This window comes from Ruminococcus sp. OM04-4AA, assembly GCF_003462585.1.
GTDB classification, from domain to species: Bacteria; Bacillota; Clostridia; order Lachnospirales; family Lachnospiraceae; genus Mediterraneibacter; species Mediterraneibacter faecis.
The window spans coordinates 1-12,514 of sequence record NZ_QTZH01000066.1 but is presented as its reverse complement, the minus strand read 5'-3'; the positions used below and the strand labels follow the sequence as shown (position 1 = coordinate 12,514).

Annotated in this window: 13 protein-coding genes; 2 read left to right on the top strand and 11 right to left on the bottom strand. The window is 36.5% G+C overall.

The features are described from left to right. Positions 1-184: 184 nt before the first annotated feature. The 3 genes from DXB52_RS13600 to DXB52_RS13590 are packed head-to-tail and all read right to left on the bottom strand — an operon-like array spanning position 185 to position 6,419. Positions 185-1,630, bottom strand: a complete 1,446-nt coding sequence (locus DXB52_RS13600; RefSeq protein ID WP_117539307.1) for an MFS transporter — start codon at positions 1,628-1,630, stop codon at positions 185-187. A gap of 18 nt (positions 1,631-1,648) precedes the next feature. Then, on the bottom strand, positions 1,649-4,066 hold the full coding sequence (locus DXB52_RS13595) for a glycoside hydrolase family 3 C-terminal domain-containing protein (RefSeq protein WP_118107771.1): 2,418 nt from the start codon (positions 4,064-4,066) through the stop codon (positions 1,649-1,651). Between the two features lie 28 nt (positions 4,067-4,094). Further along, on the bottom strand, positions 4,095-6,419 hold the full coding sequence (locus tag DXB52_RS13590) for an amidohydrolase family protein (protein WP_118107769.1): 2,325 nt from the start codon (positions 6,417-6,419) through the stop codon (positions 4,095-4,097). 119 nt (positions 6,420-6,538) lie between these two features. Here DXB52_RS13590 and DXB52_RS16235 point away from each other — a divergent pair, with 119 nt between their 5' ends. Both DXB52_RS16235 and DXB52_RS13585 read left to right on the top strand, forming a co-directional pair. Further along, the gene (locus DXB52_RS16235; RefSeq protein WP_181989212.1) at positions 6,539-6,724 is read left to right on the top strand and encodes a hypothetical protein; all 186 of its coding nucleotides are present in this window, start codon (positions 6,539-6,541) and stop codon (positions 6,722-6,724) included. Continuing rightward, the gene (locus DXB52_RS13585) at positions 6,721-7,296 is read left to right on the top strand and encodes a helix-turn-helix domain-containing protein (protein WP_181989211.1); all 576 of its coding nucleotides are present in this window, start codon (positions 6,721-6,723) and stop codon (positions 7,294-7,296) included. The genes DXB52_RS16235 and DXB52_RS13585 overlap by 4 nt, the downstream gene beginning before the upstream one ends. A 115-nt stretch (positions 7,297-7,411) precedes the next feature. On the opposite strand, the gene DXB52_RS13580 is transcribed toward DXB52_RS13585, so the two are convergent. The 8 genes from DXB52_RS13580 to DXB52_RS13545 form a co-directional block, all read right to left on the bottom strand. After that, on the bottom strand, positions 7,412-8,038 hold the full coding sequence (locus DXB52_RS13580; protein ID WP_117834940.1) for a hypothetical protein: 627 nt from the start codon (positions 8,036-8,038) through the stop codon (positions 7,412-7,414). Positions 8,039-8,056: 18 nt separating this feature from the next. Continuing rightward, the gene (locus DXB52_RS13575; RefSeq protein ID WP_117539317.1) at positions 8,057-8,401 is read right to left on the bottom strand and encodes a hypothetical protein; all 345 of its coding nucleotides are present in this window, start codon (positions 8,399-8,401) and stop codon (positions 8,057-8,059) included. A gap of 24 nt (positions 8,402-8,425) precedes the next feature. Then, on the bottom strand, positions 8,426-9,067 hold the full coding sequence (locus DXB52_RS13570) for a hypothetical protein (RefSeq protein ID WP_117539319.1): 642 nt from the start codon (positions 9,065-9,067) through the stop codon (positions 8,426-8,428). Between the two features lie 127 nt (positions 9,068-9,194). Then, the gene (locus DXB52_RS13565; protein WP_117569417.1) at positions 9,195-9,434 is read right to left on the bottom strand and encodes a hypothetical protein; all 240 of its coding nucleotides are present in this window, start codon (positions 9,432-9,434) and stop codon (positions 9,195-9,197) included. Positions 9,435-9,656: 222 nt separating this feature from the next. After that, positions 9,657-11,369, bottom strand: coding sequence for an AAA family ATPase (locus DXB52_RS13560; protein ID WP_227189592.1), 1,713 nt, complete (start codon positions 11,367-11,369; stop codon positions 9,657-9,659). Between the two features lie 91 nt (positions 11,370-11,460). Then, entirely contained in the window at positions 11,461-11,610 is a 150-nt protein-coding gene (locus tag DXB52_RS17465; RefSeq protein WP_118107765.1) for a sortase family protein, read from the bottom strand. Between the two features lie 144 nt (positions 11,611-11,754). Then, entirely contained in the window at positions 11,755-11,862 is a 108-nt protein-coding gene (locus DXB52_RS13550; RefSeq protein ID WP_118107763.1) for a sortase, read from the bottom strand. Positions 11,863-12,074: 212 nt separating this feature from the next. After that, the coding region (locus DXB52_RS13545; RefSeq protein ID WP_472520253.1) for a Rossmann-fold NAD(P)-binding domain-containing protein at positions 12,075-12,514 on the bottom strand (440 nt) is incomplete at its 5' end.

Below are 12,514 nucleotides of genomic sequence, written 5' to 3'. Positions count from 1 at the left end.
ATCTATATGATCTGCTGTATATCAGAACCATTATCACGTACAATACTATTTTCATATATAAAATCATCTGTATATCAGAACCATTATCACGTACAATACTATTTTCATATATAAAATCATCAATTGTCATTCATATCACCTTTTTCTAAACTCATCAATTATAAGGTCATCACAACTAATTGAATCATTTTTTATTTGTGCTTTTTATTTCCGCTACCAGTTCTTCATACTTACGTTCGTCAATGATATATTTCCGTTTAATCAGTATATAAGCAGCTCCTATAGAAATTACCGGAACAGCTACAATTCCAAGACGCAATATAAATCTTTGTCCGGCATCTGCTGTCTGGATAAATTTATCTGCCTGTACAATTACATTTTCCGAAGTAAGTTCTCCTATACCAGCTTTTATTTCTAATCCGGATATTTTCTGACTGATTGCATAGATATTGCTTATAATCAGTATTAACGCAACAATCGCCTGATCAACTGCACTGGCCAGCTTTGTTGCAAAAGATCTTACTGCTGAGATAATACTGTCATGTCGTTCATGAAACCGGACTTCATCATACTCTATAGTATTATTTAACATGACAATCATCGTCATATTGAATGCCCCCTGTGAAAAGAAGATCAGGAAACCGATGATATTCAGTAAAACAACACTCTTTGGTAAAATGTAGCCTACACTCATAAAAAGCATATACCCAATGACTGTAATGACGGTAGCTGCAGTTATAATCTGATTTCGTGTGAATTTTGAGGAAAGCCACGCAAAAGATGCCTCTGATATCAGCGTTCCTAATCCATACATAATTGTAAACCAAAATACAAGACTGCCACCTACAGAATATCCAAATTCAAAATAAAAGAAATTCATTCCAATCATAATCAGAAGACCATTTCCGATTTGGAATAATAAACATGCAATTCCAATCACTATCAACTGATCATTCCTCAGAAATATATGAAACATATCTTTTAATGACAGTGTTCTCTTCTTTTCCGGCCGTTTTCTCTCTTTTACTCCAAACACTGTAAGAAGCTGGAAACCAATAAAACAAAAAGCAATCACAATCGCAGCCGTCCGATACGCCATAATCGCATTTCCTGCTACCATATCAGGGAGCAGACCCGCAACAGAAAACTGTCCGATACAGATAAAAATTCCCTGTACGGTTACCAGCCAGTTCCGTTCTCCCGGATCTGATGTAAGACTCGGCAGCATTCCCCAATAGGCAATATCATTCATTGTGTAAGTCATTCCCCATAAAAGATATCCCACTCCAAAAAATGCGACAAATCCCCATCCTTCCGGTCTTACTGTAAACAGGCAGATAATTACCAGGCTGTTTAAAATTACTCCTATAAAAATCCAAGGTTTAAATTTTCCGGCTTTCAAATGCGAATTTTCAATAATAATTCCCATCATTGGATCATTAATGGCATCCCACAGCAGACACACTACCATAATTGCTGATATTACTGCATATTGGGCAACTGTCAGTTTCATCGTATACTGAATATATGTAAGAAGAAACATAGAGACGAGTGCATACGCCATATCTCTTCCGGTTGCTCCTATACAATAGCTCCATTTTGTGCGTTTATCCAATTTATTGTTTTCCATATACGACTCCCCCTCTCTCTATTTCTTCAGCAGTCTTTTAAAAGCCTGCAAATATTTTTTATTTGCATTGTAAACTAACATATCGATTAACTTCGGAGTTGCAATTCCACCACTGGTTGCAATCAGACCTTCCAGATTTCCTTCTTCGACTCCCATTTTTACCATTTTAAAGGCCGGGTCCCGCTCTGATTTTCCCCGAAGCATAATCTTAAGTCCGATATGTACGATTCCACGAACAAATTTTCCAAACATTGAGACATTTACCACATCCTGATAGGAATCGTAAACCGTATACTCTCCACGCTTTTTTTCTTTGTCATGTTTTGGTTCACCGCCTAATAGCTGATAAAACTGTTCTGCACTGATTTCCATTCCATGTGGCTGCTCTCTAAAATAATCCGGAAACAGTTCTCTTTCATTTCTAAAATAACTATTTCCTACTACTTCTATATTCGCCTTTAATTGCAAATCATGTACCGATGCTCCGATACAGATCTGATATTTACCGCTTAACATGGAAAAGGCTTTTTTCTCTACATCATAGACGGAAAAACTTCTTTCATCCAGCTCTAGTATAACTTCTTTTTCTTCTCCCGGATGCAGATATATTTTTTGAAATCCCTTTAATTCTATATGGCTTCTGATAACATCTGATTCGTTCGGGCAGACATATAACTGTGCTATTTCTGCTCCACTCACTTTTCCGATATTTTTAATTTTAAAACGAATTTGTATCTTTCCACCACTATACACTTCCGATACATTCAATTCCGAATAGGAAAAAGAAGTATAGGAAAGTCCATAACCAAACGGATATTTTACCGGAACATGGAATGTCTCATAGTAACGATAACCCACAAAAATACTTTCCCTGTATTCTACATCATCATTCGGAGGTGCAAAATATCTCCATGCAGGAGTATCTTTTTCTGAAAACGGAATTGTCTCTGCCAATTTACCGGATGGATTCACTTCTCCACTGATTAAGTCAGCAACAGATTCTCCTACAGCCTGTCCTCCGAGGTACATGTGAAGAATTGCTCCTACATTCTTTTCAAAACTAAAATCCATAGGTGCACCACCAAAACTAATTGCTGCAATATTATCTTTTCCAACAGTTTCTGCAATTTCAGCCAACAGCTTTTCCTGATTTTGAGGGATTTTAAGATTTTTCCTGTCGTATCCTTCTCCTTCGTAAGATTCTGTAAGACCGATAAAATATAGAATCACACAATCTTTTTTTCTATATTCCTGTTTCAGTTTTTCTATCGTATCCTGTAGTTGCTTTTCTCCTAATTCTTCCTTTTCATTCTGATATCCCTGTATATAAGTTACCTGATATCCTTTTTCACGTATTGCTTCAATCGCATTTGTCATCTCCGTCGGCTGGATATGACTGCTCCCACCTCCCTGAAACCGCATCTGCCTGGCAAGCTCTCCAATAATGATTACCTTCTTCTCTTTTCCAATTGGCAAAACACTATTATTTTTCAAAAGTACTGCACTTTCATTTTCCAGTTTACGTGCCACCTGATTCTGTTCTTCCATATCTACCTCATAATTTTCTTCTATATTTTTATGAAGTGATACAAAATTCTGCAGAACATTCTTAGTCCAGTTATCCAGTTCCTGATCCGTAATCCGGCCATCCTTATACGCTTCTTTTAACACATCTGTGTGGAAGCCTTTCGGATCTGGCATTTCCAGTGTCAGACCATTTTTCATACAGCTTACAATATCATTTGCTGCTCCCCAATCCGACACCACACCACCTTGATATTTCCATTCTTTTCTCAGAACATCTGTCAGTAAGTATTTATTTCTTGCTCCAAATTCGCCATTAATCCTGTTGTATGAAGCCATTACAGAAGTCGGTTTTGCTTTTTTCACAACTTCTTCAAAAGCCGACAGATATATTTCCCTAAAAGTTCTTTCATCAATCTGGCTATTGGATGTCATTCGTCTTGTTTCCTGTGAATTAACAGCATAATGCTTTAAACTCGTACCTATCCCAAGACTCTGTACCCCTTCGATATATCCCGTTGCCAGCTTTCCTGTCAAATACGGATCTTCACTGAAATATTCAAAATTTCTTCCACATAAAGGAGAACGCTTGATATTGATTCCACAGCCTAACACAATGGATATCTGCTCTTTTTTTGCTTCTTTCGCGATCGCTTCACCCATCTTTTTAACAATAGCAGGATTCCAACTGCAGGCTATTGCACTTGCAGTTGGAAAACAGGTTGCTGGCTTACTGGTTTCAATATCCCCAACCTTTTCCTGCTCCAGTTTTCGAATCCCATGTGGTCCGTCTGTCATCATAATAGAGGGGATTTTCCCATTACAGTCATAAGTATGCCAGTCACCAACACCGCCTAAAAGCCGGATTTTTTCATCTATTGTTAACTGTTCACATATTTTATCAATGTTCATGGCTTATCCCCTCTTTCAAAGTCCATATCTAATGCCAATATTCTGTCGAAGTTGTTATCCATTGTGATTCATCTCTGCTTGGATATGTATCTGAGTATTTCTCTGCACGTTCTATCATTCTGATATACGCTTCAGCCGAATTAAATGTTGCATTAATATCCACAATATCGCTATTGGTTGACATCTTTTTCCAGAAATCTGGCACTAAACCATAATGTGCAACACCACGATCACCATTAACATCAAATGTGACATTTCCTGTAGTTTGTTTATTAACCTTTGCTGTTACTCCATCCGCATAAATTCCCGGATATAAATCTGTAAAAGTGTCATAATCAACTGTATCGAAACTTTCTTGTACTTTATCAAAGTTCGGTAACATGCATGCACCATTAACATCGCTTCCATACGGTATTCCAAGAATCATGTCATCTGACTCATCATCATTCATGTTATACCATGTAGTCGGCACTTCGTATGGTCCGTCATATTTAAAGTAATTTTGATTATCTAATATTCCTGTAGTCGGTGTTTCTGAATTATTACTCAGTTCTATCATATATTCCAGATAATCCGTTGCACATCTCTGATGTCCTGTTGTTGTTTCCCACATCATAGGTGATATAATTCCACCAAGCTGATATATTTTTATCATACGTGGAATATCCAATTGTTCCCATGCCTCATCTTCTGGATTAAACATATCCAAAATTCTTGTATGAGAACATATAATTCCCGGATATTTTTCTTCCCATAAGATATCCAAGGTATCATTTAAGGACTTGTCACTCATGTGATCAAGTTCTATAATCATGTGTCTGTTTATCATCTGATGAATCATCCATTTTCCAGTCTCTGTAAGTCCCTCAACATTGGCATGTCCCTGTGCATCTTCTGGAAGATCTGCTTTCGGCTGTTTGTAGAATACTCTTGGATTGGTGCTTACCTCTGGTTGATAAAAATCTGATGTTTTCAGGTAATTCATAATACTGAATATTTCCCCCTGATATAACTGACATCCACCGAAACCGTTATTCAATGCATGTATCATATAAAAACTTCTTATCCCTAGATCATATACTTCATCCAATTGCTTTTCTATATTTTCCAGACCTGTGTTCATTTCTTCTTCTGTGATTTCTCCAGCATTATATTTTCCAACAAAATCCGTATCTGCACCAAAAATTGTGTCTACTTCAATTCCTAAGAATACAGCCATTTTGCCCTGACTGATCACATCTCTTGCCTGTTCGGATGATGTTACAATTCTAAACCATCCTTCATTCGGTCCACCACACTGTGCATCTATATAATCCTGCATTTTATATACATACTCTATTTCCTGTCGGATTGCGTCCATATCATTTGTTACGCCATTTTTATAAGGCGGAAGTGCATTGGTAACTTTTCCTAATATTTCATTATTTACGCACTGATGTACCAGCACTCTTTGCCCCGCCAGATAGGAACGCTCCAGCCATTTATAGTATGTCTGTTCGTGGTTTGTAGAATAACTTGTAGGCCAGTAACTAAAATTTGGATATCCCGATGTATTATGTGTCGTTGCACCATCTACTGCTTTTCCCCAAATATCATACGCTCCATTTACTCCATGCAGATCCGTACAATCATTGAGTGCATCTGCAATTCCCAGGGGACTAAATGCATCTCCATTAAATACAACTTCTCCTGATCCTTTGTTATGACACAAATGTGCATGAGTATCTGCTGTTCCGATAATGTTTTCACCACTTGACGGTCTCGCCATCACGTTCGATGTCGTTATTGGATTCCCATCCCCGTCATAAAAATAAATATTTATATCTGCTTCCGGAAACGGATTATTTCCTTCTGTAAGTTCCAGTTCAAACCGGCATGTATCATCCACATTGTCTTTCCAAACCAGTGAAGTTCCCTTAATTCCAACATATTTCTTTTTAACATAAGAATAAAAAGAAAAGGAATTATCTTCATACTGCTCTACTTTAAATCGCGTCTTATCTGACAATGTCGTATTTCGGACAATTGCATTAAAAGTGTTATATGTGAGATACTTGCTATCCTGATCAAAAAGAATATATTCTCTCAAGTCAGATGCTTTAAAGTAGAATGTCATTCCACTATCGGCTGTATCTGCCTGAGCTTCATATCCTGCTTTATTTCCAAGCAAGTATTTCCCATTACTGATAGACTTGATTTTAAAATAATGATTGGCCAGTGAATAAATACTTTGTTCCGAAGAACTTTCTGTCTCTGCTGTTGCTGCATAACAATTACTTGGATATGCAAAACCACCAACAGAAGTTCCAACTAACAGCATTGCCAGTAAAAAAATTACTTCTTTTCGTTTCATAGCATCTATCTCCTCTCTCTTAATCTCTTAATTGCATTTTATCTATTTCCGGCATATAATTATATTGATTTATCGTGTTTTATGTCAATTTATCGTGTTTTTGACAGGAGGAATTACCTATGTATAAAATGAAGTCAGACATCAATTTTTCACTCACACATGAAATGTTGGAAAATGCAGAAAATGAACGGATACATACATCTTATGCACAGGAAAAAGCAATTCTCGAATGTGTTTCAAACGGAGATATTCACGCATTGGAGAATACCTATTATCACTCCCAACAACTGTTTACGGAAAGATGACCTCTTCCAATTCCAAATTAAAATTACTTTTTTATGCAAGTATTGCTAATACAACTTTAGTTACCAGATATGCCATCGAAGGAGGACTTAATGAGGAAACTGCTTTTTCCTTAAGTGATGTATATATACGAAAAATGGAACAATGTACCGATGTTGACGCTTTAATGAAATTAAATGAACAGATGGCTATTGAATTTACGCTTCGTGTTGCTGAAGCAAAAAAGACGCCAAAAAACTACTATTCACCAGCTATTTCTCGCGTCATTGATTATATCTATCATGGTAAAAATAAAACTTTAACCTTAAATCAACTGGCATCTTTAGTTAATTTAACACCTAAATATCTGTCTGCCCTGTTCCATAAAGAAACCGGACAGACGCTTACTGTTTTTATCCATAAAGTTCTTATTGAAAAGGCACAGAATTTACTGGCACATTCCGACTATAGTCTGGGTGAAATCAGTACTTACTTGAATTTTTCATCTCAAAGTTATTTTATTTCTATTTTTAAGAGATACACTGGTATAACTCCCAGACAATATCGTAAAATGCATCGCCAGATTAGTTGGTAAAATAGAAAATAAAATAAGAATATCGATGATTAAACGTTACTATCGCCAGAACTTTTCTCGTCTTGAAGATAAAAGAAAGCTACCAGTTTTTCCTCTGATAGCTTTCCATTCATTCTTATTCTGTTGGGAACATCGCTGCTTCCAGCTTATTCATCTCTGTATCCGAAAGACCATATTTTCCTGAATTATCTTTTTCCACGGATACTTTTACAGTAACAGTTTTTCCATAACTGTTCTTTTCAAGACTCTTCTGGACACTTTCTGTTAATACGGCTGCAAAGACTTCCGGATCATTTCCATCCAATCCCTGCTTTATTTTTTCATTGCTTACCTCTGAAGAGCTTTGTTGCAATGTCTGAAATACATTGGATGGTTCAACTTGTACACTTACTGTATAAACTCCATCCTCTTCTTTCACATCCTGCACTTTGTATTTTGCCAGTTTCTTTACTTCTGTCAGTTTTTCCGTATAATCAGCAATTCCTTTATCCGTAATGTTATCGGAATCATCAAATTGCTTTTGGATGCTCTCATTAAAATCCTCTTCGATTTCTTTCTTTGCATCTTTTTCCGAGAGTTCTAACAGATTCGCATAGTCCTTATATTCTCCATGATAGTATGCATCAAGAGAACTTTGGACGTAAGATTTGGCATCGAAGTCTGGTTGTTTAGAGCACGCACTAATTCCAATACTTAACATTATCGTTCCCAAAATCATTAGATACTTTTGTAAGTTTTTCATCCTGTTATCCTCATACTTTTACTTTACAAAAAAATCCACAAATTTTCCGGCCTTTGATGGCAGTTTAAATTTATATTCTTGTCCTTCATACTTGAAAGAAAACTTTCCACCAAATAATCCGGCTTTTCCTTGGATATTTTTCATATTTGGAATATAAATTTTTGCTAATTGTTTGCCATAAGAATTATCAATATTGGCTCGGTGAATATATAAAATATCTTCATATACACTCAGCAATACTAATCCCTTAACGCTCCCAATAAGACCACCTATTTTATTGCTAAGTGATGCATAAATGTAATTATTTTTTTCATCTAAAAACTTATCACTATATAATTGCTTTTCTATTTTTTCTAAATTCATAATTCTTTTTCCCTGTATTTAATATTAAAAACAGAAGGGTCTTTCCGGCAGTTTTTCAATTTTATATTTTTCGAATTTCATTCTATAGTTTGCTTCTAATACTTCATGATTACTAGCTTTTTTTTCCAATTCCAACATCCAATTTTTAAAACCACCATCTCGTACAAAATATCTTTCTTCTGGCCATGATTTTAATTCATTGTAAACCGTATGCAATGCATTATCAAAAAGTTCTTTTTTTCTTGTCCAGCTACTGATGTATACATAATCCTCATATTCTACAATTGTTCCTTTATTTGGGTTTTTAAAATATCGTTCATATCCATTCTTTACGTCCTCAAAAGTCACTTCCCCTTGTAACGGAATATATGCTTTTTGGATTAATTGTTGGGCAATTTGTTCACTATAAATTTCATGCATTTGCATATCCATCGATCGTCCTTCTATTTCTAAACTAGAAGGTAATACACTATAATGGCTGTATAGATTTCCCACTTTATATAAAGGCATATAAATCGTTCCATCCCCTATTATTTGCAAATAGAACCCGATAACTAAAGGACCTACTCTATTATCTATATCTAGCATACGCAATTTACTTAATTCAGGACAATATTTCTGCCAATCATTTGTAATTTTTCTTTTATTTATTTTTGGTCGTTCCATATTTTCCTCTTTCTGAGCTATTGCAACATATTTGTTGCAATAGCTCAACTCAATAATTTAATTAGGGTTAATTTCTATTATGTCCTCATTACTTAACATATTTGTTGCAATAGCTCAACTCAATAATTTAATTAGGGTTAATTTCTATTATGTCCTCATTACTTAATCCTAAAGGTCCTTCCTTCTTTATTTTTTCAACTTGTCTTTTGGAAAGTCCTTTGCCAGGATTCTTTACAAATTTGTAATCATATACCGTATTTGTGTCTTTATCATAAACATCTAATCTCGTACTTCTTTTCTCATTACCATTGATTCTAACATTATCTTTCCAATTTTTTTCAACTTCTAAATTGGTTCTCGACTTCATGTTATCTTGAGTTTGTCAATGTATTTTATCATGATTAGTACAGGTGGACAGCGTCAGGATCTTATAGACTGCCGAACATACTGCCATTATTCATGTTGTGTCCGTAAATGATGTTCAAAAGAAATTCTCCTCCGACTGTGTGACTGCGCAATCGGAGGAGGATTTTTTACCTACTGATTTTCATATTTATTCTCAAAATAATCTAAATATTTTTATATCAAACTAGAGCCTTTCTACTACAACTTTACAGCGTTTTTTATAAAATGCGATTCCATATGCGAGTATTTCGTTCCGTCCGTCCTCGCGTAATGCCTGGTCGTATCTTCGGTCTTTGATCTGTTCCAATGCCCTCTCGCATGCCTGATCCAGATTATTGAAAGAATTTGCATATTTCAACTCCATGATAATCCCTGCATCCGGATTCTTAGGTTTCACCAGAATATCCGCGAATCCATCTCCGGACTCTCTGTTCGATCTGACCGCCCAATCAGATTTGCTTTTCAGAATGCCAATCAAAATGCCATGATAGAATATTTCTTTTTCCTCATTCCGTGCCTTTGTATCCAGCACGCTGATTGTTTCCCCAAGGAACATCGTCAGTTCCTGTTCTATATCCTCTACTTTTCCTTCCAGAAATCCACAGTTGATTTTCTTTGTAGACGCCTGGTCATTTGCAACAACCCGGTCAAACCACTCCCGGATTTGAAGAACAAAAACTTCCAAGACTTCTTTATTTGGAATCACCAGCTTATACATTCCATTTTCAGACTCACCAAGCCGTGTGAGATATCCAGTTGTGAACAGTACACTCCACACATTTTCTGCGCTGTTATCAATCTCATCATAAGTCAGATCCAGCCGGATTCTCTTCTGGACAGCCTTTCCTGTAATCAACTGCTCGATTTCATCCCTGGTGGTCGTATCAGCCTTGTCTATAAAACGCTTCACAAGATCATTTCCACTGCTGTTGATCCAATACGCCTTTGGTTTTGCTTTTGAATCACTCATAAGATCATCGATGTAATTAATCACATCCCACGGACAGTAAATGTCCGCATTTCCAAAATGATACCCATCGTACCATTCTTTCATTTCTTCAAAATGGTCTTGTTGGTTGTAGGCTGCCAGAATCTTCTTGACGTCTTCAGTTGTAAATCCAAATTCTTCGTCATACTGAACATCATCGGCCGAATAAACTTTGAAGTTGTTCAGCCCTGTAAAAATGCTTTCTTTTGACACACGAAGACAGCCTGTCAGTACAGCAAACTGCAGAAAACTGTTTGTTTTTAACGCCTGCCCGAATAAGCCTCGGATCAGCGATACCATTTCCTTATAATATCCATGCTGGAATGCTTTATCCAGAGGCACATCATACTCATCGATCAGAATAATGGCTTTCTGATCATAATGCTTATATAAAAGCTGTGCCAAAACTTTCAATGATGAAATCAAGAAACCTTTGTCTATACAATATTTCCCGTTTTGGATGATTGTGAAACCACGATACTGCTCCTTTTCTGTTTCAGAAAGTTTATCACTGTTTAATAAAAAAGGGAACCTTGCAGCCTCACTTCCAATGAGCTGAATTAATGCATTTTCAGCTTCATCATACGTCAACCCGTCAACATCTTTCATTGACAAAAATATCACCGGATACTTCCCCATATATTCTTCACAGAGTTTCTGATTCTCGGAAATATAAAGTCCCTCAAATAAGGTCTCATCTGTTCCTATTTCAAAAAAGTTCTTAAGCATGCTCATATTTAAAGTTTTTCCAAATCGGCGCGGTCTGGTGAAAAGGTTCACCTCGCCCCATTTTTGCAGAAGATGCTCAATAAGTTGTGTCTTATCTACATAATAAAAATGATTTTCTCGAATCTTCTTGAAATCATCAAAGCCAACTGGCAGTTTTTTTAAATTTTCCGTACAGATCACCTCCTCAATTGGTTATTATGAGTATAGCCTTTTTTTCAGTCGTCTGCAACAACTTCCCGGTTTGCTCTCGGCTTCTCTTTGGTTTCCATGATCATTCCTCACTTGTTTTCTGTGTATCTATACATACCGCATGAACTGCGAATCGTTTGCTGCTATCATGATCAGTACAGGTAGACAGCGTCAGGATCTTATTTCTTGACTTTGGTCTGATCCCGGTATCAAAATCCGAATTTTTCACCATCTCGTCAATGAACGTCTGGTATTCTTCCCCCGGCTGATAACCGACTTTATATACATTGCCGCCAACTACTGCATCCTCATAGGAGAAGATCTGATAGCGGTAGGCAGTGCTTTCGGTATAGACCGTAAAGTACTGGTTCTTTTTCTAGAAGCCTTCATCCTTGTATTTGTTCAGACTGCCGAACATACTGCCATTGTTCATGTTGTGTCCGTAAATGATGTTATAAAGGTCTGAAAAATCCATATCAGCCATCTATAAGAATTCTTTTTCTTCATGTCACGCTCCTATTCTTGTTAGTTGTACCAAACCTCTATCAGTTTCAGTCCCGAACCAGCCGGATTGCTTCATCGGCAGTCATTATTTCATACATGGTGTAATTTCTCCTTATCCCAAATATTCTTACCGTTCATTATACACTATCTCAGGAAATCAATCATCATCAATTTCAGGATCTCCAAAACGCTTCATAGGGTTAATGTGTCAATTATATTCTTTAATGCGTCTGCTGATTCTTTTAGCTTCAATGCTTCTTCTCCACTAAGATTAATCGGAATATCAGATTCAATTCCGTCTGCACCCACAATAACAGGCATACTTAATACAACATCATCAATCTCATATACTCCATGTATCATGTGTGATACAGGTAGGATTGATTTTTCGTCACGCATAATCACTTCACAGATACGTTTTACTGACATTGCAATTCCATAATATGTCGCATGCTTCTTGTTAATAATCTCATAGGCACTGTTTTTGACAGCATCTGCGATTTCCTCTGTGTTTTCCTTATGATTATAATGTCCTCTCATCTCACACATGTCACTAAGCGGAACACCGGATACATTGGCAGATGACCATGCCACAACTTCACTGTCTCCATGCTCTCCTACTATAAATGCAT